The organism is Empedobacter sp. UBA5036 (assembly GCF_002415215.1).
Taxonomy (GTDB): Bacteria; Bacteroidota; Bacteroidia; order Flavobacteriales; family Weeksellaceae; genus Empedobacter; species Empedobacter falsenii_B.
Genome location: NZ_DICC01000050.1, coordinates 63576 through 84750 on the forward strand (window position 1 = coordinate 63576; position 21175 = coordinate 84750).

Genomic DNA, 21175 nt, shown 5'->3' on the forward strand with positions numbered 1-21175 from the left:
ATTATTTATTAATCATTCGTTCTGATGGAGTGATGTCTTGTTGACGTTTTACGCCAACGTGATAAAATCCTAAGCGTAAATCTGTACCAGGGAAATTGGCACGAATAGCCTCGTTGTAGGCTTTTAGTGTAATCATTTCAGGAATCGTAACGTTCGTGTTCAAATGCGTTTGGTGCGCGTATAATTGTTCGCTTCCTGAATCTGATTTACCAGTTTGTGAAATGTTTCCTAAAGCAGAATGAATTCCAATTCCAGAACCAACTGCATAATCGGCACGTTGAGAAACTGCAATTTGTGCTTCGATAAAATCTTTTACATTCTGATCAATGGCTTTTATTTCCCATCCAAATTCTTTTAAATCAGTGCCATTATCATCGTAAAGTTTAATGGTATGCCACATTTTTCCAGAATTGTCGGCACCAGATAGAACTGTTGTAATTTGTTGAAATAACTTTCTGCGATATTCTTGCAACATCGAATCTTTATACTCGATACCTTTTACATCGCAATAATCTTTTAATTTTTTTTCTTTGTCATCCCAATACTTCTGTGGTGATTGAACATGAAACTTTAAGTTGATCGAGTTCTTTGTGAATGCTTGTAAGATAAGTGGTGTAGCAGTAGATGTCTTTAACCATTCTAACGAACCAAAGATATCTGGAACAGTATAAATGTCAATTCCAAATGTATATTCGTTGGAATAAACAATACTATTTTTAGATGCAAAAGGATTTTTTCGATTGTAAAGATTATATACTTTGGCTGTAGAATCGTTGTGATATTGATTGGCAAATGATTCTGAAACGACACAATGTGTGGGTTCTTTTTCACCAGCTAAATAACGTGTTGTTAATAAACCTTTGCGTGCTTTATTGATTGGAATGTGATCAATAGATGTAATAAATGAATTACCGAACAAACTACCTTTATTCAATTCATACTTTGATACACACGCTTCCATGTGGTTGTAATCAGTTGCTAACTTATTGATTTCAGTATTTGCGTCTATATGATCTAACCAATGATTGATCTCTTTGTCTGTTGCCCATTCTCTGATTAGTTCGTTACCATCAAATACTTCACGATACAATCGTGGACCTTGTCCCCATAAAAGATTCTTCTTCTTTGACAGTAAACCAGGTGCGATGTAATTGTTTTGAATAATATCACGAATAACAGTTGGTAGATTATTTCCATCGCCATATTGATAGATGTAATAATCTTCTAATTGAAGTAATGAGTTATTCCATTCCAAAGAATCTTTGGTGCGAACATCCTTCGGAGATTCACCACGAGGATCATTCATAGTAGAGAATGTTACCGCACCCATGTCATTGTACATCAACAATGCATCTTCGTGTTCTAATGTTTGTATCATAAGTAAACGTTTGCTTCGTTGAACTTCATTAACAATGAACGATGGAACTGTCTATTCTCATTGGTATCTAAATCTTTGTAAGCAACTAAAAACTTTGCTTTTTTAGATTGATCATTTCGATAGCCTTTGTTTAACGTTGCACGTTGGATAACTTTTCTTTCACCTTTCAACGTTATGAATTCAATACTGAATTCTATTTCATGATCAGTGAACTGTTTCATCCTACGTATAGCAGTCATGTAATGAATGTTCATAATCAAATATCGCATGGTATTGACACAAGATTATTGACACAAGTTTATATCAATATGATTGAAAATTATTTCAAACCCGCTGATAGAAAGGAATTCAGAGTATGTGTGTTATTATTTTAATGTGAATTTTTATGTTTTTTAAGAAAAAAGTAAAATTTTAGAATTTCGGAATATAGACAAACCCTCTAATAGTAAGGGATACAGACGAGTTGTCATATTTCTCATTTTTTTTGAGCCTTTCAACGTCGAAATCAAGGACTGAGCGGGTCGGTGTGCTTGTCCTCAGTCAACTTTTTTATTTTTTTTAAAAATCGAAATTTTATTGATTTTGAATTGATTAGCTTTTTTAGGTTTTATTTGAAGTGTATTTATTGAAGTTTTTCATATCAAAAGTAGGTTGTTTAGACTTATTCTAAGTAATTTAGGTAAAAGATTTAGCCACAAAAAAACCTCCAAATACTGGCATATTTGAAGGTTAAAATTTAGTAAGATTTTAATCCGCTAAAATTAAAATTCTATGTTGTAAAGATACAATTTTTATATGATTTCTGTATCAATAAATGTTGTAGAAGTGCTTATTCTTGAACTTGCAGTTGATCTCCAATCACGGCGCATTATCCAATATTTAAAAGCATCTGAAAAGTTGGTAGAATACATCGGTCTAAGATGCATTGCTAATTTTTCGGATGTTTTATTTTTATGGATTTTTGTTTTTCCTTTTTGGTCTTTTTTGGTGATGACTTTCGTAATCTCCAATGATGATTTTAACTCTTTGTTGAACTTACGATATATGCGTAATGTTGGAATTCCTGCAATACCTTCGTTCAACCATTTTGTCATGAAATAATATTCTTCATCCTGGTAAATGGTTGCTTGATTTTTCGACATCAAATTTACTTTCCATTTTTGACCAATTTTTGAAGAATATTCTTCGATGGATGTTTTGACATCTGTTGCCCAATCTCGATTGACTTGCTCGTATTGATTTCCTGAACGATCATAATACAGGTTTAAGATACGTTTTTCGTGTCCATCATAAAAATCGACAAATTTAGATGCTATTTGTGCTGTACTTTCTGGTGGTAGGGTAAAGAAATTTCTTAATGCATAAATGTAATTTTTATTTTCTTGACCTGTTACCATACTTATCATATCTCCAAAATCCATTCCTGCAGATACAGGTTGTTTTTTGTCGTAATATGGTTTTTTGATATGTTTTGCTAAGGGATTGAATTCTTCTTTCAAGGTATAATTTGAAAGGAAATCTTCGCGCAAACCATCGTCAAAAAAATGGTGCGGACCCAAATATGCATAAAACATTGCTCCTTGTGGAATAGTTGGTTTTAAGGATAGGATAGAGGTTTTAAATTCTTCTATACCTAATGTTTTCAACGAATCTTCGAAGTAACCTAAGGTTAAGATTTGTAAATTGGCCAAAGATGATCCAATTGCAAAGTAGGTAGAATCTTTACGCGCACGTCTCCATGCAATAGTATATTTTACAATTCTTTTTTGGATACGTTTAACGGCTAAATCATCACGATTTTTGTATGCTTTGAATAATTTCTTTTTATCTTCATTAATCAGATGTGATAAATTCAAAATTAATTTGATTTGCTCAACATCCATATTTTCTTCCTGTTGCATAATCCAATCATATTCTTTGTGCATTGGATTTGGCATATCGGTTGTAAATGAATGTCCACGATAGTAAACAGAATCACCGAAATTGGTATATTCTCCACGAATTGCAGGGAATAACTTTGCGATTTTCTTATCATCAAAATACTTTACTTCGTCTCCGAATAAATGTTGGTAGGAATTTCCTGCAGCCGATGATGGTTGAGCCAAAGAAACTATTTTGAAAAAGCATCCATTGTAAATAGACATTGTATGTTGAAAATCTTTTGGCGATTTGTATGGTTTTTCAAAATGTGCTGGTGGCCTTTCGTCCAACACATAATGCACACCTTCTACCCAGCCTTTACGGTTCCAACCTTCTATTAAAGCATCACGTACGTTCCCAATTGCATTTTCATAGGTATCAGCTACCCATGCAAAATAAGCACGTGCCATATCTTCCGAAATACGAATAGAACGTTCGGCTAAAATATCAGAGGACTTTGCTGTGGCACGTCCTGAAATTATATCAAGATTTTTCGGAGCGATTAAATCAATTCGCATTTTTAGCCACGATGCAAATCGACCTTCCACTAACGGATCATCAATCAGATTTGCGAACGTCCTCATGTTTATTTGGGAATAGTTTTAAAGGTTTTAACATTGCTTCTTCGTAAGCCAGTTCTTTTTCTTTTTCGGTAATACCTTCTAAAGAATCGATAAATTGGCGTACTTTTTCGTTGTCCTGAATGGTGTCTAATCCTAATTGTTTTGGATCATAAGAATATATTGCAAACATTCTTCCTGCCGCATCTGGATTAAGCTGTGGTGGATCGGCTTTATCTAATTCACGAATTTTAGCTACCTCAATCCAAAGCTTAGTTGCAGAAACAAAATCTTTCGTGTCTTTTGCCGCCATAATCGCTGCATTGATACCACGTTCCATTTTATCAGCAATAATATTTCGCCATGCCGATTTTGAAATTTCATTATCACAATAGAAAAATTCTAACGCTTGGTTATAATATTTTTTGGCTAAATAGCGCGATAAACCTTCGGCAGTAATTAAATGCTGAACGATATGATCTTCGCTACCATATTGCTCTATACGCAGATGCATTGCTCGAATTTTATCTAATAATTCGAGATGATTTAAAATATGTTGTTTATGTGCTGGAATGATATCATCAGGACCATACTTGCAATCGATGAAATCATAAATATCTTCTAATGTTATATTTTCTGTTTTCATCCAAAAAAGTGTTTTCTTATTTCGTCAACTCTACGAGATTCTTTGCTTTTTTCGAACTGAAAATTTGCTGATGTATCGCCTTTTGCTGCTTTTTCTATCATTGCATTGTTGATAGAATATTCTACAGCCATTCGTCCACGGTTGATGCAATCATACACGCGTGTTCCTTTTGTATTTGCCAACGTGATAAAGATATCTTCGTTAACATCTAAGAATTGCGCAATACGACGCAATGAGAATTGTGCACCTGCTAATTTTTCAAGTTGTTCGTATTGTTCCTCGGATAGGAAAAGCGGATTTTCGTGGAATGGCGTTGACATTTTCTTTTGGTTTTAGGTTTTCGAATGCTTCTCGGAGTTGTTGGACTAATTTTGGAAATTCCTCTCTTAACATCATTTGTTTGACATCTTCTGGATATGGTAATTGTGAAGAATGACTAAAATCTTCGATGGCTGAAATAGCGTTATGTAAATCAGTTAGATTTTGCATTACTTATTTTCTTCAAAAGACTTTTCTAAGTAATAAATTAATCCCTTTAACGAATTTTCACCAGTAGCTTGTTCAGTACCAATTTCTTCAAATTCATCTGGGTTTTGTAGATAATCATTTAACCAAACATCCCAAGCATCTGTAATTTGTTTTTTGTTGTAAACTTCATTATTAACAGATATAAAAATGTCTTTGTTTAATGTTTTCAAGTCATTAATAACTTCTGGAATAATATCCTTAAGTGCTTCAACAGAAATTTCTGTTGGCATTAAAGGATTTTTGAGATTAGCATCTATATTTTCTAATCTATCTATAATTGATTGAATGTTTTTCATATTAATTAGGAATTGGATGATTAAGAAATTTTATTTTCAGGAAATGTTTGCTTACCACGTAAAAAATCCGTGAATGGAATTTTATCGTCTTTTGCATTTAACCATCTATCAAATGCTTCTTCAACTTCATGTAATTGATACATTTTAATTTGAACTGTAGTAGATGCTATTTCTAAATCGTGATATTTTTTGGCTTTTAAAACATATTTTAATGTTCTTATTTGGGCTCTAATTTCAATAGTTTTTGTAAATAAATGTTGACGTTCGAATTGTGTTAAAAATTCATTGTCTCTTAAAGAATAGTTTAAATCTTTTAAATGATTTTCAAGTTCTTCTATTTTTTCATTAATAAATTCCATAATGATGTTTTTTGGTTTTTAAAAACCAACTTTTTTGAGGTAATCGCCAAAGTTGGAAATGAGTAAAAAAAGATATTTAAACAGGCAGGATTTAATTATTTGCTTTTTCTAAAGACTTGATGACAAGATTTCGTTCCAGTTCCAACGCTTCTATTTTAGCTTTTAGGTCGGTTACTTTTTCTGTATCCTTTTTCTTTTCTGCTTTTGTTAAGGCAGATTTAGCCACACGAATTTGACCTTTCAACGTTTCGATGCGTTGCGCCTTTTGTTCGGCAGTCATATTCTCAATTGCTTTTTTTAGGTTGTGCGTAGCAAAGATTTCGTGGTTCCCAAGAATTTTTCCTGTTTCTTGATAATATTTCAATTCTTCATATATCAATGAGTTTAACATATCAGCATCGGCAACACTTTGCGCAATTTCTGCACGTTGTTCTTCTGGTGTATTTGGATCGTCTAACGCTCCACGCCCAGCTACCATTTTATGGTATGCAGTGATTTTATCATTGACCAAAATTTTAAATTCTTCTGGACAATCTTCTGAATTTAGGAAAGGAAATTCTTGACGAATAGGAATTTCGTTATTTTGAGTTTCTTTATTAATATTTTCGTTCAACTCTGAATCTTCAACTAAATGTCTTGTACGATTTTGACAACCATTTTCGTCACAATAATTCATATTGCATTTTTCTTCTGGAGTTTCGCAAAATCCCCAAGGTTTGCGAATAGAATTATCATTGAATTCGTGTTGCACCACTTCTAAATCAGAAATTTTATAAACTTTTTTTACTTCGTAAATCAATTTAGAAAACTGATGTTCAGTAAAACCAAGACGATTAAAATTAGATTCGAAGTTGCGATCCTTTGATGGATTTTTTTTGTAGAAATCAAACAGTTGATTGAATTTCTCTGGGTGATCCAAAGTTGGATGTTTGATAATATTTAGAATCTCCGTTTTCATACGTTTTTGATTTAAATTTCCGATGAAAACAGCGATTAGAAGCTGACACAAAAAAACCGCTGATTATTCAGCGGCTTTGTTAGATTTTACTTGATCTAATAACCCAATGCAATAAAAGACTGCCATTTGTATGTCGGCTCTCTGATTTTCGTCCGTAGCAGAATCACTGCCATTCCAGTCCATGAAAAGCGTTAATAAATTACGATAGATAAAGTCTTTATCTTCTTTCGTAAGATCATTTAGCGGTTTGCTTTGTTGTTTGGCGTCAAGTAACATGTATGTTGAGTTTAAATATCGTAAAGCTACTTTTTGATTGCGACAAATTATGTCGTTAATAGATTTGAAAACTTATTTAAATTGAAACTATTTATTGTTGTTTTGAAAAGTATTTTTTGATTTTATTGAAATATTTTTCTGTTTTCTTTAGTTATTTTTTTAATATGAAATTGCTTTTGAACTTTATTCAAAAGCTTATTTTCTTTTTCAAAATAATCCTCATATATTCCAATATAAAGCTCACGTCCATATTTATTTAACGATTTTATGTAATTTTCTTTGCCTTGTACAATACCTATGATTCTATCCATCTGTTGAAGTTGATTATAAATCATATCATTAATATTTTTTGTTTCAACTATTAAAAATTGATATGAAAAAAACAATTCTTTAGCCTTTTCTTTAATATCATTCAGTTTTAATAAATCATCATCAGAAAAATCATCAACACCTTTACATTCAATAATAAAAGTAAATTCATTAATTTTTATAATCAAATCTTTAACCGCATTGAATTGCTCTTTAAAAATATGTTCTCTAATTCCATTTCTTCGATTTTTTAATGAAATCATCAAGGCTATAATAGAAATAGCAAACGCAGCAAATTTTATCAAATCTTCTAAATAAGTAAATATGTTAATTTCTTTCATACTTTGTGTTTTCTGTATAAATGCAAGTATATATAATCCGCAAAACGAAAAGTACAGAATTTCAAAACGAAATGTACAATAAAATCGCAAAACTTTCCACAAATATAAAAGCCGTTTAAAACAAATTTAAACGGCTTTTATATTTATTAATCTATTTTATTAATAAGGTAAATAAAAATCAAAAAAACATAGAATAAATAAAGTAGATAAAGTTATAAATAGAAAATCTTTAAATTGAAATCCATACCATAACCTTTTAGACTTCATAAATTTAAATCTACCAACTGTATTATCTAATATAAGCCACAAAAGACCTACACTAACAATAAATGTTGCTGTAACAGAGATTGCATTTAATAGGATATTCATTTCTTTTATTTTGATTATGTAAAAATATAAAATTATTTTGGTAAATCTTGATTTTTATCTACTTGTTTCATTAATTCTATCATTTGTTTTGGCTCTTTTATATCTAAACTGTCTTTATAATGATTCCAAATATCTTGAGTAATTGAAAGTTTTACACTATCCATTTTTTGCTCTGTAATTACTTTATTTCTTGTTTCTAAAAAAGTATTATAACTATCTATTAATGATGGAATACCACCAACAGTCAATGATAACTCTTTATATTTCAACCCTCCTCCAGTTAATAGTAACACAAACGCAGCTACACCAATTCCTTTTTTACTCAATGATTTAAAATCAATTTTACCAGGACTATTAATATTTATAGTTACTTCAAAATCATCAGACGAAACACCATCTATACTATAATATTCACAAAAATCATCTATTAAATCTAATAATTCATAACCAAGACCAAACAAATCTTTCGCCTTAATAACTTCTGCTTCTATCCTTATTACATTATGAGCTTCATCATTCAAAATAAACAAATCATTCAAAGAACGTTCAATTACTTCGGCATAATTACTAATATCTGTAATCGCTTGATGACTTGTAAAAACTTTATAAAAATACGGATCTAATTTAGTTCTTCGTAATTCTTTAATCCATTTTACTCTTTTTAATAATGGAAAATCAAAATCAAAAACTCTTTTTTCTTCAGTGTTTAGCACCGCTATATGATTTTCTGTTACTTCACCAAAACTTACGACTTCAGAGTTTGTTGAAGGTATTACAACTATATCTCCAATTTTTACTTCTTTAAAGAATTTATAAATTTGACCAGCAATTAAACCAATTTTTTGAGGCGTGATATCATTTTCAAAATCAATTGATTCATAATAATTTACTAATAATTGTTTAATTTTTTGTAAAGATTCTTTCTTATTAAAATCATTACATATTTGAGTAATTTCTGAAAGATTAATTTCTGAATGCTCTAAACCAACCATTTTATGCTCTACAAATAGATCAAATAAATTACCAGACTGGGTTCTTATTAACCAATATTTTTTATACTCAGGAATTGAAACAATATTATCTGATAATAGTTCAATAATGTCTTTTACTTGTAAATTGCTCATTTTTAGAATTAATTTTTGCAATATTAATAATAATCAATAATACAATATAATAAATGAGCCAATTAAATCTATAATCGGCTCACTATCGACATAATCATCGATATTATAATATTTCGACGAATACGTCGATTTTTAAATTAATTACTTATAATCGTTTTATCTACAAACTATTAATTAACTTTAATTAAATTAATACAAAAGGCATGTATTATGTTGATTACTCAGGTATTTAGGTTAGTTGGTATTGAATACCTGAGTTTTCTTTTTAGCTTTATTTTTTTATTTGTTTAATACCTGCCCAAACAACCAAGACACAACCAATTACCACATAAATCCAAATACTTATATCGGTTTTCTCCTTTTCTGTATTCGATTTAAAACTATCTAATAATAGTTGATCTCGTTGTGCTAAATCTTGTTGTAATCGAACAGAATAAATCGAATCAACTAAACTGATCACTTTATGAACTGAAATATCTTCATTTTTAGATTGTTCTTTCTCCAAAGCCATAGCGATTGCGCCTTGTATATCGAGTTCTAAGCCGTTTTCTGTTTGTTTTAATGAAACTTTACCTTTATCCTCATTCGTTTTACCAGCATACGTTAAACCAAGTTTTTGCAATAATGTTTCATTCTTAGAATAGTTTTGCAAATAATCATAAGTTGACTTTTGCAATTGGAGGTTCACAGATGAATCATTAACGATTGATTTTTCACTTTCAACCTTTACCTGTTCTACCTCCTTTGTTTTGCGTTTGGTAGCGCATGACCAAAATGTCAACGTCAACAAAATGGTGATGAATAAGAGTATTCTTTGTGGTAGATTAGTTCTCATATTATTTAGTTAAAAGTTTATAGTAATGTTGAGTTCTTTCGTAGCGTTTTTCTGCATGAACTTTTGCAGGACCATTTATTTTTGATGTAATTAAATCAGAAGTTTTACGAGAAATATCTGTCATCAAAGGATATACTTTTTTATCCTTTAAATAAATATCAAACGATTCTAAGTAGTAATTTTTCCAAAGGTTATCAGGATTATCCATAATAGATTGATCCTTTACTTTATTCGCTACTACTTGATGATTGTATCTTCCTGTTGTTTGACCTGCAGAATTTCCTCTAAATTTATAACCATCACCAATTTGAGTATTTCCAAGTGCAAGGTTTTTACTTCTATTTTTATCAGCGTAAACCTTATTAAAAATTACAACCTCATTATAAGCATCTTGCTGTGCTTCGTCTGGTCGATTTTTATAATAGGAAAAATATTTTTTTAATTGAGTTTCGGAATACCTTCCATTTTCTCTTTTCAACTTGAAATCAGAAGTTTCTACACTTCCTTGTCCAAGAAAATAAGCTGTTTGAATATCTGTTAATCCAAACACTTCTTTAATTTTTGTTGCTGTTTTTTTACCGATTATTCCATCTGGAAACAATCCGTATTTTTTTTGAAAATCTACTAACATAGTTATTCATTTTTATTTTTTAATTCTTCAATCAATTCTTTGTTTTTTAGAATAATATCAAGCAATTGTTTTGCTGATTTATCTACCATTCTTCGTTGTTTTTGATCTGCTTTTTCACGAATAGATATACCTTCAGTAAGTAGCAATGCTAACATCATAAGGATTGTCATAATTGGAAGGTTTAATATTTCGATGTACATACCAAAAGGATTGAACATATCTGCGAATAGAAATAAAAGCATCAAGGAATAGTAAAATGTCATTTTCTCAAATGTTTTTCGAATACCGTAAGAATGAGTGTACTCTCCTAATGATTTACTTTTTCGTATGCCAAAAAATAAATCGATGCCGACAGAAATACCAACCGCAACCCAGCAAGAAAATATTATTTGAAATTCTAATATAATTTGATCAAAGTCGTGTTTTATATAATCTAAAATCATCTGTATTTTTTTAGTGAAGTTTAACCACCTCCGAAAAGGTGGTTTTTTTATAATAAATTACCCAATTTTTCCAATGATATATCCACCAAAATTTGGACGTGGATTTTGATTATCATGATAAGGAAGTTGCACTATTGAATTAATTTTTGTGCCAGTTGTTTTCAGTCGGAAATTATATGGCAAACTGGTAGGGTCTAATTCACAAATAAGGGTTATAAATTGATTTAATTCAACATTAGCTTGAGCATTTCGCAAATAAATCCAATCCTCGTGACCACTCCCCATTTCTCCAACTAATATATAAGAACACCCTTGGTAAAAAGTATTATCCAAAATCAGTTTAGAGCCAGAAATTTGATTGGGCGAATTGTGCACAAAAATAGCAGGTTGATTATCATTTCTAATGAAAACACTATCAGATAAATCAATTGTTTGATTAGGTTTTATCCCAATACCCACACAATTATTAACTTCCTCAGCAGTCCTATTAAATATTACTTTCATTCTTACATTTTCAAATTTTGGATAGTCTATATGTGCACAATATTTAATATTTCCACGAGCTTCAATAGTTAAGTTTTTAATATCAATATCATCTGTAACATATACAACGTGTTTAAAATGTTGTGGCACTTCGTTCAAAGGCTTATTAGCCCATGCGCTCACAGAATAATCAGAAGGCGTTAATCTCGTTGATAAACCATCGTTGTAAATTACAGTATCAAATAAATCTTCTCCAATAATTTCAACATTTTTTTTACCTCTTAAATCACACTCTTGCCATTCTCCTTTAGGAACAATAATTCTATATCGTTTTGTATCTGAAGCGTCAACAATTGAATCTTGCATCTTTCTAATTAAATTAAAGTTGACACCATCAGTGACTATTCTTTTTTCTATTACAATAGATTTTTCTTCATATCTTGGAATTATTTTAAAAAAATAATCTTCATAAGAAGTGCTAACTTCCCCCTCTTCAAGTTGAAAAGTATCTGGATTATTATTGTCAGACACTCTTATATAGTAAGAGTTGTTTGTAGGAGTGATTAATTTTTGACCAGCTTCGCCAATACCTGAAATAAAATTTTTATTTTCATCGTAAAAACAAATAAATGTAAAACCTTGTCCTCCTATATATTTTTTAGCAGAGTCTATTTGAATAAAATCTGATGTCCAAAAACCTTCCGAAGGTGTTAAATTCCCATTTGACGTGTTTAAATATTGATTAGGTGTAATTGTAGCTTTATTAAATTTATTTTTTGAGCTAATTTCAAGGTTAAAACTTTTTTTAACATCTTCGATTTTTTGTTCAACTTCAGACAAATCCTGCATTGGCATCTCCACACTTTGCAAACTGAAACTATTTCCACTTTTAAAAATAAAACCAAAGTTGTTTTCGGGTAAAATAACATTTCCAAAGTTGGTGTAGGTGCCAGGTTGTGTAACTAAAAAAACTTTGTCGCCTACATCTGTAGGAACTTCTGATGAAGGTGTAAGAGTATCGGTATAAATACCACTTGCAGCAGCTAATATTCTTACATCGTGTAGAGAGAGAGTTTCAGCATGGTTTTGTAGCACTTCTACAATGCCATTCATTTCATCACTGGTTTGTGGAGAACCAAATATTTTTGGTAACCAATTTGGATATTTAATTTCCATATTTTTATTTGAAAATTAAGGCGTTGTCCCTAAAAACAAACTGACGCAATTAAGCGTCAGATGTCCATTTGTGTTGAAAACGTTTTAATTTGGCTGGTGATTTTTTGTAACGCATATACATACGTTCTATCGATTCTAAAGTATGTCCGTGTTCTTCGAGATCATAATCGTGCATGTACTGGCGAATTCCTTCTTTTATTTTTCCGTTTTTCTCAAAACCACGTAAATAGGAATTAAGTGATGTTCGGAAAATATCTTCTAACATGTGGTTGAGATCATCAATAAATGGTTCGGGTAATTTCAAGAAATGATTGCGGCCATCTATATACTGATACACGCTTGCTGTATATTGTTTATTTGCCAAATCTTGTACTTCGAAAACCATGTTGTAAAAACGTTTTGTTTCTGGGCGTTCGGCTTTTTCGCACATTGAACGGATATAACGTCCAAGGCTTGATTTGAGATCAATTTTAACTCCTTTTACTTTTTTACCTGCAATTGTGTATTCTTTACCTTCGAAAAAATCGTAAAGAACTGGTATTAGTTCTGGGCGAATAGTTGTTTGGATTAATGTACTCATGCGAAAAGTTTTTAAGTATAGATAAATGGATAAGTGAACGTGTAACCTGTATTCACAACATTTTTGATAGATGCTGGAATGATAGATCGCGAAACAAATTTGGCTTCTGTAAAATTGAGATCAGATGAAAAACTAAGTTTTGGTTTTCGGTTTTGTTTGACATCATTTCTACCAATGATAATCTCTGATCCATCGGATAATAAAAGACCGATAAGTTTTACTTTTTTTAGAAATTCTGATTCTAAGGCGTGTTCGTCTGTGTTGGAACGGTAACTGAATTGTACACTTTGGGTGTAAACGCCACCAGAACGAGTTTCTTCATAGTCTTGGTTGAATGATAATGATGCTCTGTTGTGTTTTTTTTCTGTTGGAGTAGAAGCGATTAATGATTTGTAAAATCCTTTTTTGGTAGTTGAGTTTTTATCTGTATCAACTAATATAGAAGCTATTTTGTTGTCTGTATATAAATTGACTTTACAAACTACTCTAAGATGTCTATTTTGCTGATTCATAAAAGGAAAGGATTTGTACAAATATAAACAAAAAATAGACACTATTCTTAATAATGTCTATTTTTTGTTTATGAATAATTATAAAAAACCACCTTTTGATTCTATATTGATTTTAACCTTATTTTGAATATTAAAAACTTCAATCGCTATATTTCCAATTATATTAAGTTTTTCGGCAAATTTCATCATTTCCATATAGGTAAATTGATTTTCTTTTATATAGTCAATAATAAATTTCATGTATAAATCTATTGAAGGAATGCCTATCATTAAATAATAATTGAATCTTTCATTAATTTTTTCTAAACTCCAATTTGAAGATTTTTTATTGAAAATTAAAATCAAATTATACGTTTCTAAATTTTGTTGAAAGTCTTTTTCATTTGACAACACTTTAATATTTAAATATTGCTGTTTTAGTAGTTTTCGTGTTTTTATTGAATCAATGATTGTTTGAATTATTTTTTTCATAAACTAAAGTTTTATATTATACTCTTTTGCGGTTCTATTTACAACTGCATCAAACTTATTTTCTACTTCTTGTATAAATGTTGTCGATTGTAACAATGGTTGTTCAAATGCCATTTGTGTGTGTTGTTCTAATAATTTTCGTAGTTGTGTTGCTTCTTCCGAATCTACTCTGGCTAAATCCATTTCGTATAGCATTGCGTTTGATAATACGGTCATTTTGATCAGGAACTTATTTTTTTCTTTTTTTGTCATTGGTTTATTTGTTTTTGTTTCATTTTCAAATTCGTTGCGTTAATCAGGTAGTTATAGCCAATTATATTGAAAGATTTTTTAAAATAAATTCCTCTGTAATATCTTGACCATTTTCAGCGTATTTAATTAATGCATCTATTGGTATATGTGTGTCATTATTTGATTCAGGGGTAAATCCAAAGCCATCTCCCATTAAAAAATCACACTCACCAATTATTCCAGTAAAATCAGAAATGAGCATTGCTATACCTTGTCGTGCTGATGATAATTTCCTTTCAGCATCATGAGCTTTTTTTAATTCTTTCTTTAGTTCGTTTATTTGTTTTTTTGTAAGTATCATTGTCTTATAAAATAACTAGCTATAACACAAGTTTTACGCTATGGTGGCTAAACGTATATCTTGTAGTTTGTGCCTTTTTTAATGTTATTGTTTATTTTAAAGTTTTGTGCCTTATTTACCACCACATCGTAAAGCTTCGGAAACGTTAGGCGAAATGATGATAAATATATTCTATCACAAAACCATCTCCATCTCTCTTTACACACCAACTCCAATTAGGATGATTACACCTATTTTTACTAGCCGTATAATATTTGCAATTTTGACAGCTTTTTCGATCACCACTTCGCCTAACATCAGTTTGGCTAGATGCGGTTTGAGCGCTATTTTTTGACATATTGTTTAATTTTAAAAGTTTGTGTTTATTTTAAAGTTTTGGCAAGGTTTCCGCACTTCGCTAAGCTATTTACTGTTTTCATTTCTTTTCTAATTTTCTAAAGTTTTCGGTTTTTGTTGATGAACAAAATCTCTGTAATATTTACTTCTTAAATCTCTATTTTCATTTCTCAGAGTTTCTATCCATTCTTGATACGTTTCATTACGTGCTTCTAAATATTTTATTTCATCTCTTTGAGATTTTATAACTTCCATTCTCATTTTATTATCGCTGATAAATAAGATTAATAATAATCCTAAAATCACTATTATATATATTAGTATTACTGGTACATTCATTATTTCTCAATTAAAAATTCTTTTATTTTATAAAATGCTACTTTTCTAAGGAAAGCGTGCATATCTTTTCGTTCTTGGGTGTCTGATGTCAATTCGATGACATAACCGTATATGAAACTTGTTACTTCCGATACTTCGTCAATGGATGTGCAATCGTCAATAATCAAAATCACTCTTGCTTGTTCTACTAATGTTAACATGCGATGTCAGTTTGTGGTTCTTCTTTTTCTAATCCCAGATCGCCATATAATATTTCTGTATTATGAGATTCGAATACATAAATCAAATTGGCTTCTAAATATTTTCGGAATAATTCCATATCCAATTTTTCGTTCATTAGGATAGGACCATCGTAACAATCAAATTCTTTTAGGTAAATGAAAAACGGAAAGTTTTCGCGTATAACCATCTTTCTCATGTTGTTATAATCAATAGACTCCTGTTTGAAATCCTTTGATTGTGCTAATCTTAAATTAATTGTGGCTCTTTTCATGTCTATTATATGTGAAAATGTCTAAAAATTGTTTCTATTAAGTGAAAAAATAAAATCGTTTTCCAACAATCCTACAAAATTGATTTACAATATGTTAATTACTTAATTAGTTGTTTTAGTGTTGGAAAGTGTTGGAAAACAAAAACAATTTCCAACGTATTCCAACAAATCCACAGCTTTTCCAACATTATTTTTATATTTAATTTATTTAAAATCAATATTTTACTCTCTGTTGGAAATGTTGGAAAAAAAAATGTGTCATTTGAGAAATTATTGACGCAATTTTTTATTCTAATTTCTTTGTTAGAATGGTAAATCATCTTCTACTTCTTTATTTGTTGTGTCAGAATTCGCCGAAACTTCTTTATTATTTACAAATAAGTCTGGGGTCACAGGGGTTGGCATCGCTTTCGAACGTTCTTGTATATCCACAGCATAGGAAATTGTATTTCTATCTTCTGGTTTCAACTTATCCATATCAAAACTCAATGCAGATGTATTGGCACCTTCTGAGAAACGAACTGAATCGTGTGCACCGATAAATGCATTATCTTCTTTCATTGCTTTGCGTAATTCTGATTTGTTTGGAGCGGTTTGATCAAATGTGCGGTACCAATCTTGTTGAATTCTTCCGTATACAAATGAGAAGTTGAAATAAATCGTAGAACCGTCTAATTTGAAATCTAAACCATGCTTTAAATATGCTGGCGTTGACATGCGTAAACATGATGCGAACAATTGCCAGAATTTCTGAATTACAGATTCGTTTTCTATTCTTCTGCGTTGTGCTGTAACCATATCGTCAAAATGAGATAACATTTCGTCGCGTGTAAAAGGAAAATGTATTTCGTTGTGGAAAATCTCGTACATGGCAGCAATAACAGCATGATTTGTTGCGATACGCTCTGGTAATCCTTTGAATGATTTTCTTTTGGCTAATGTTGATTTGTATTCACGAAATTCACGTGTAAAACGTTCTTCAACCAGGTGACGTTTCAAGATGATGTCGACCATGAAATGTGATACACCTTTTTTGATCATATCATCTAACTTGTTGAAGTTTTGTTTGGCTTGTTCGTCAAAGCTATTGACTACCATTTCTTCCCAAAGCATACGAATAATCAATGGTTCTTCCGTTGGACAATCATTTGATGTTACTAATGGAGCCGATAGAATTGGAACTTCGTCAGAAGAAACGCGCGAATCTAATGTTCCGAATTTATATCCGTTCAAATCCCAAAGTCCTTTCAACATTTCGTTTGTTTCCAGATCACCATTACGGTATTCTGATAAGTGGGTAATAACATTCGCAAATTGAGCGAACTCACGAATTTGTGCTTTACCTGTAGATTTTTTAGATGACAGGGAAATTACAGATTGAATGTCACCAAAAAATGAACGTAAACCTTGTGATAATTGATCCTTTCCAGAAGAACCAGGACCGAATAAAAATAACAATGGAAATGCGCTGATTTCTGATTTCACGATATCATGAAAAGCAGCTGCGAATAAAAATAGGATTCCTGTAATGGCATGATCGCGGTGTACTTTTCGTAATTGTGCTAAATATTCGCCCAAAGTAAAATCTCCCGATTTCACGATAAAACGCTTTTGTGAAATGTAACGTGTTGGATTATTTCTATAAATCCCATTCGCTGATGGTACATAGAATGTTGTATCGTTGTAATGAAATACACCATTTTCATCCATTTTAACGCGTCCAGTTCCTGGAATAGTCACTTCGTTATTCCAAACAAAAAAACCTTCTGGGTTCCATCCCAAAACATCTACAGCACGACCTGTGCCCATAGAATCGAAAAGGAAATCTTTTAGATTTTCTAAATGATTTGAACGCCCTCTGAAACGGTAATTACCTTCTCTGTCAAGCATCTTAATAAAAGTGCCTGTGTTTTGCATTGAATCTGCAGGCGCATCGAAAATACGTTCTACACCTTTTTTGTTACGAATACGAAATAGTTTCTTTGGATATTTATCATCATTCATGTGTTGAATGATTTCAATTTCGAAATTAGAAATCGATTTAAAGGTATCTAATTCGTCATTGCGTTCGACTAACATCCAAATTTCATTTTCGTGTTGAAAGAAATTGTATTCGCGAATCATTGATTTGTATTTCGAAATGTCAACATCTTGCAACTTTACTGGTAAGTCATACTCAGAAAGATTGATGTTTTTGCGTTCTATTTTCTCTGAATCTAAATCTTTGATGATTTCTTTGATTAATGTTTTAGAAAGCTTTGAGGCTTTCTGTAACATTTCTGTATAGATTTCGCGGTGGCTTTTATCTTCGATAGTCGAAAGAACACGCGAACATTTTTTAACGCCTTCTGCTTTTTCGATTGGTGTATCGCCAGTAATCCAATTTTCCATCAAATAGGAAAATCCGTTCTGAATATATCCGTTATCACGTAAATGTTGTTCTAACTTTTCATCTTTATTTAAAACAGTTTTGCGAATAAAATCATCAGGATCTAATTTGTTAGGAAGTAAACAAACTTCGACATTAAAACCTTGTGCAAACAATTTTGGTACATTTCGAAGAATTGCATTTGTTCCAGCTTCATCGCCATCAAAACAAACAATTGCTTTGTGTGCAAATCGTTTTACTTTCTTGATTTGACCTTCTGCTAATTCTTTTCCGTATGGTGAAACAGTATTTGGAATTCCATTTTCTTGCCATGCAATAACATCGTTATAGCCTTCTACAAACCAAACTGTATTGGTTTTTGCAATAGATTTTAAAGCAAAATTAAGTCCGTATAGTTGAGAACTTTTGTTGTAAAACTCTGTGTTCGCAGGATTCATCCATTTTGTTTCGTCACCATCTTTTAATGATCGTGATGCAAAACCAATCATTTCGCCACGTTCGTCTAAAATAAGGTAGGTAAGACGTTCCCAAATTTTATTGTTGTTCTTTTCGTTGATTAAATTTAGTTCGCGTCCTGGTTCTACCAAACCTTTAGGAGAAAGTAAATTGTATAAAAATTTTCCACCTGGTGCATAACCAATTCCCCAATGTTGAATTTGTTCTTCTGTATAACCACGTTTTGCGATTTCTAACCACGCAGCATGATCTTTTGGTAATAAATGTAATTGTTCTACGAATTGTTTTTGAGTAGCTTTTAGAATAGGACGCAAATCGTCCATTTTCTTTTTCTTTTCTTCGTATTGCTGAGCCGATGCAGAATCTTCGTATTGCACGTCCATTACATAGAATTTCGCCAATTCGCGTACAGCTTCTGGATAAGTGAAGTTGTTTTTCTGCATTAAATACGTAAATACATTTCCACTGATATCGGCAGATTTATCAAAGAACATTTGTTTGGTTGGCGAAACAATACAAGAAGGTGTCTTTTCTTGTTTGAATGGTGATAAACATGTCCAGTTAGCACCTTGTTTACTCATTTTATTATCACGTGAAAATACTTCTACAATATCAGTTTTAGAAAGTAAATCGTTGATAAATTCTTCTTTGATTAGTGACATAGTTTTAGCGGATTTTAAAGAAATAAATAAGAATGATAATTAATAGGATTGCTGACAATCCTATTAATTTAAAAGTTCGGTAATCGTTGTTGTCGTAGTTGTGCATGGTGGAGATTATTTACTTGTCAACCATTACTACATTGCAGTTTTCACAACGCACCCACGAAATATCAGATTCATCAGAATCAATATTTTTATCAATACCTATAAGAGATTCTGCGAAACAAACAGAAATGATTGAATAAATTTCACCATTATATTCTACTTTCATTCCAGAAGTGAATTGAGTTCTTTCAAATTGAGTTATTGTCATTTTATTTTGTTTAAAAATTTTTATTAAAAAGGTAAATCGTCTTCTGCGTTATCACTTGGAGGCACATCATCTGGAGCGGGTGGAGTTGCTGTAGAAGATTTACGTTCTAAAAAGTCAATTTTATTGACACGCATTTCTAAAACTGGTTCTGCTTTTCCATCTTTTATATATGCCGATGCAAAGGCTTCTCCTTCTACATAAATACGATCTCCTTTCTTGATGTATTTAGCTAAATCTTGAGTTTTTGTGTAGCGTGTACATCGAATCCAAGTCGTATGTTCTTGTTTTTCGCCCTGTGCGTTTTTCCACGTTTTTGTAACAGCAACTGAAAACTGAATTGATAATTGATCTTTACCTTCGAAGAAATGTAATTTAGGATCGTTTCCTACATTTCCGATAATTTGAAATTTATTGATTGCCATTTTCTAATTTTCTTTTTTTGTTAATTCTATTTTTTCTCCACAAAAACAACAAAATGTTGGAATAATAGAAGTAGTTAGATTTCTTGGTTTTGATTGAGTGCCATCTTTCTTTGTGAAAGTATATTCCATATTGAATATATTCGGTAACACAATTTCGTTGTGTTCAATTAAAAATGATTCATTTTGAAACCCATCTTTATATCCATTTTTTGTAAAATTTTTATCAGGATTTCTTTCCGCTATTTTTTCGAATAAGAAATTTTTCTTTTCTATAATACAATTACACATAGTTTTTTAATTATTTAGGTACTCCGTACGCAATTATTTTTTTCTTATTATCCATTGCGAATAATGGATAGAGATACGAGCGTTTTTGACGTGCATATTTTTCTGCTGGTTTAACATCGAAGAATATCTTAGTTCTACCGTCTTTTGCTCTATCTGTAACTTCTTTATCGTTTTCTGTGAAGAATCTCATTGTTGTCTATTATTTGGGTTTTTGTTAATATTTTGTTTAGGTTTAGTCAAAAAAATATCGCTCCAAATATGTTTTATTTGAAAAGTTTGACCACATTTTCTGCAACGAAATACTTCGTAATCGATATCCCAAGAAATGACTTCAAAATGTTTCATTTTTTAATTCTTCTTTTAAAACTTTTTGTAATGCAGGAAGAATTTTTTCTGCAAATCTTTTACAAGCTGCTTCGCATTTTTGAGAATAAAGAATGTATGTGTTTCCTTGATACATTTTCTTACCAAAATATTCTACATTAAGACTACAAATAAATTCTCTGAAATCTTTATCCCCAAAATGTCGCCAACCAAAAGATAAGTTTCCCCAATCAGTTACAGATGCAAACATTCCATCTGATGTTAAAACTATTTGTCCTAACCAATTACCTTCTTCATTATATAAGGTATATGATTTTGCTATTATGTTTTTTTTACTCATTTCTATAATTCTTGATTATTAAAAAT

The 21175-nt window shown here is 30.9% G+C and carries 30 protein-coding genes; all 30 read right to left on the reverse strand.

The features are described from left to right. Position 1: 1 nt before the first annotated feature. Positions 2-1378: a hypothetical protein gene (locus B4J88_RS08570; RefSeq protein ID WP_291067284.1), complete on the reverse strand. Its 1377-nt coding sequence runs from the start codon at positions 1376-1378 to the stop codon at positions 2-4. After that, positions 1375-1599, reverse strand: coding sequence for a hypothetical protein (locus tag B4J88_RS08575; protein ID WP_221854931.1), 225 nt, complete (start codon positions 1597-1599; stop codon positions 1375-1377). Before B4J88_RS08575 ends, B4J88_RS08570 begins: the two co-directional genes overlap by 4 nt. 570 nt (positions 1600-2169) lie before the next feature. Continuing rightward, the gene (locus B4J88_RS08580) at positions 2170-3882 is read right to left on the reverse strand and encodes a hypothetical protein (protein ID WP_291067286.1); all 1713 of its coding nucleotides are present in this window, start codon (positions 3880-3882) and stop codon (positions 2170-2172) included. Further along, positions 3857-4504 carry a hypothetical protein gene (locus tag B4J88_RS08585; protein WP_291067288.1) on the reverse strand — a complete coding sequence of 216 codons (648 nt, stop codon included), beginning with the start codon at positions 4502-4504 and terminating at the stop codon, positions 3857-3859. The genes B4J88_RS08580 and B4J88_RS08585 overlap by 26 nt, the downstream gene beginning before the upstream one ends. Next, positions 4501-4824 (reverse strand): hypothetical protein, encoded by a 324-nt coding sequence (locus B4J88_RS08590; RefSeq protein ID WP_221854925.1) that lies wholly within the window; start codon positions 4822-4824, stop codon positions 4501-4503. Before B4J88_RS08590 ends, B4J88_RS08585 begins: the two co-directional genes overlap by 4 nt. Then, positions 4763-4993 carry a hypothetical protein gene (locus tag B4J88_RS08595; RefSeq protein ID WP_291067291.1) on the reverse strand — a complete coding sequence of 77 codons (231 nt, stop codon included), beginning with the start codon at positions 4991-4993 and terminating at the stop codon, positions 4763-4765. Before B4J88_RS08595 ends, B4J88_RS08590 begins: the two co-directional genes overlap by 62 nt. Further along, complete coding sequence (locus tag B4J88_RS08600) at positions 4993-5328, reverse strand: hypothetical protein (RefSeq protein WP_291067292.1); 336 nt, start codon at positions 5326-5328, stop codon at positions 4993-4995. Before B4J88_RS08600 ends, B4J88_RS08595 begins: the two co-directional genes overlap by 1 nt. 20 nt (positions 5329-5348) lie before the next feature. Beyond that, positions 5349-5687 carry a hypothetical protein gene (locus B4J88_RS08605; RefSeq protein ID WP_291067294.1) on the reverse strand — a complete coding sequence of 113 codons (339 nt, stop codon included), beginning with the start codon at positions 5685-5687 and terminating at the stop codon, positions 5349-5351. A gap of 91 nt (positions 5688-5778) precedes the next feature. After that, complete coding sequence (locus tag B4J88_RS08610; protein WP_291067296.1) at positions 5779-6645, reverse strand: hypothetical protein; 867 nt, start codon at positions 6643-6645, stop codon at positions 5779-5781. 63 nt (positions 6646-6708) lie between these two features. Continuing rightward, complete coding sequence (locus tag B4J88_RS08615; RefSeq protein WP_221854921.1) at positions 6709-6921, reverse strand: hypothetical protein; 213 nt, start codon at positions 6919-6921, stop codon at positions 6709-6711. A 122-nt stretch (positions 6922-7043) separates the two neighbouring features. Continuing rightward, complete coding sequence (locus B4J88_RS08620) at positions 7044-7571, reverse strand: hypothetical protein (RefSeq protein WP_291067299.1); 528 nt, start codon at positions 7569-7571, stop codon at positions 7044-7046. A 401-nt stretch (positions 7572-7972) separates the two neighbouring features. Next, entirely contained in the window at positions 7973-9085 is a 1113-nt protein-coding gene (locus B4J88_RS08625) for a hypothetical protein (protein ID WP_291067301.1), read from the reverse strand. A gap of 250 nt (positions 9086-9335) precedes the next feature. After that, positions 9336-9899 (reverse strand): hypothetical protein, encoded by a 564-nt coding sequence (locus B4J88_RS08630; protein WP_291067303.1) that lies wholly within the window; start codon positions 9897-9899, stop codon positions 9336-9338. 1 nt (position 9900) lies between these two features. Next, positions 9901-10530, reverse strand: a complete 630-nt coding sequence (locus B4J88_RS08635; RefSeq protein WP_291067305.1) for a hypothetical protein — start codon at positions 10528-10530, stop codon at positions 9901-9903. Between the two features lie 2 nt (positions 10531-10532). Continuing rightward, entirely contained in the window at positions 10533-10973 is a 441-nt protein-coding gene (locus B4J88_RS08640; RefSeq protein WP_291067307.1) for a phage holin family protein, read from the reverse strand. Between the two features lie 57 nt (positions 10974-11030). Continuing rightward, entirely contained in the window at positions 11031-12632 is a 1602-nt protein-coding gene (locus B4J88_RS08645) for a hypothetical protein (protein WP_291067309.1), read from the reverse strand. A 49-nt stretch (positions 12633-12681) separates the two neighbouring features. Next, a complete protein-coding gene (locus B4J88_RS08650) occupies positions 12682-13212 on the reverse strand; it encodes a hypothetical protein (protein ID WP_291067311.1) in 531 nt (176 codons plus the stop codon). A gap of 11 nt (positions 13213-13223) precedes the next feature. Continuing rightward, positions 13224-13724, reverse strand: coding sequence for a hypothetical protein (locus B4J88_RS08655; RefSeq protein ID WP_225542062.1), 501 nt, complete (start codon positions 13722-13724; stop codon positions 13224-13226). Positions 13725-13802: 78 nt separating this feature from the next. After that, on the reverse strand, positions 13803-14195 hold the full coding sequence (locus B4J88_RS08660) for a hypothetical protein (protein ID WP_225542063.1): 393 nt from the start codon (positions 14193-14195) through the stop codon (positions 13803-13805). Between the two features lie 3 nt (positions 14196-14198). Next, positions 14199-14411 carry a hypothetical protein gene (locus B4J88_RS08665; protein ID WP_291067316.1) on the reverse strand — a complete coding sequence of 71 codons (213 nt, stop codon included), beginning with the start codon at positions 14409-14411 and terminating at the stop codon, positions 14199-14201. A gap of 97 nt (positions 14412-14508) precedes the next feature. Further along, positions 14509-14787, reverse strand: coding sequence for a hypothetical protein (locus tag B4J88_RS08670; protein WP_291067318.1), 279 nt, complete (start codon positions 14785-14787; stop codon positions 14509-14511). 426 nt (positions 14788-15213) lie between these two features. Further along, positions 15214-15378 (reverse strand): hypothetical protein, encoded by a 165-nt coding sequence (locus tag B4J88_RS08675; RefSeq protein ID WP_291067320.1) that lies wholly within the window; start codon positions 15376-15378, stop codon positions 15214-15216. A gap of 83 nt (positions 15379-15461) precedes the next feature. Beyond that, positions 15462-15662 carry a hypothetical protein gene (locus tag B4J88_RS08680; protein WP_221856004.1) on the reverse strand — a complete coding sequence of 67 codons (201 nt, stop codon included), beginning with the start codon at positions 15660-15662 and terminating at the stop codon, positions 15462-15464. Then, entirely contained in the window at positions 15656-15955 is a 300-nt protein-coding gene (locus B4J88_RS08685) for a hypothetical protein (protein ID WP_291067323.1), read from the reverse strand. The genes B4J88_RS08680 and B4J88_RS08685 overlap by 7 nt, the downstream gene beginning before the upstream one ends. Positions 15956-16258: 303 nt before the next feature. Continuing rightward, positions 16259-19462, reverse strand: a complete 3204-nt coding sequence (gene dnaG, locus B4J88_RS08690) for a DNA primase (RefSeq protein WP_291067325.1) — start codon at positions 19460-19462, stop codon at positions 16259-16261. 118 nt (positions 19463-19580) lie between these two features. After that, positions 19581-19775: a hypothetical protein gene (locus B4J88_RS08695; protein ID WP_291067327.1), complete on the reverse strand. Its 195-nt coding sequence runs from the start codon at positions 19773-19775 to the stop codon at positions 19581-19583. 23 nt (positions 19776-19798) lie between these two features. Continuing rightward, positions 19799-20197, reverse strand: coding sequence for a single-stranded DNA-binding protein (locus B4J88_RS08700; RefSeq protein ID WP_291067329.1), 399 nt, complete (start codon positions 20195-20197; stop codon positions 19799-19801). 3 nt (positions 20198-20200) lie between these two features. Further along, the gene (locus tag B4J88_RS08705; RefSeq protein WP_291067331.1) at positions 20201-20485 is read right to left on the reverse strand and encodes a hypothetical protein; all 285 of its coding nucleotides are present in this window, start codon (positions 20483-20485) and stop codon (positions 20201-20203) included. Positions 20486-20495: 10 nt separating this feature from the next. Next, entirely contained in the window at positions 20496-20675 is a 180-nt protein-coding gene (locus tag B4J88_RS08710) for a hypothetical protein (protein WP_291067332.1), read from the reverse strand. Between the two features lie 141 nt (positions 20676-20816). After that, a complete protein-coding gene (locus B4J88_RS08715; protein ID WP_291067335.1) occupies positions 20817-21149 on the reverse strand; it encodes a hypothetical protein in 333 nt (110 codons plus the stop codon). Positions 21150-21175 lie beyond the last annotated feature (26 nt).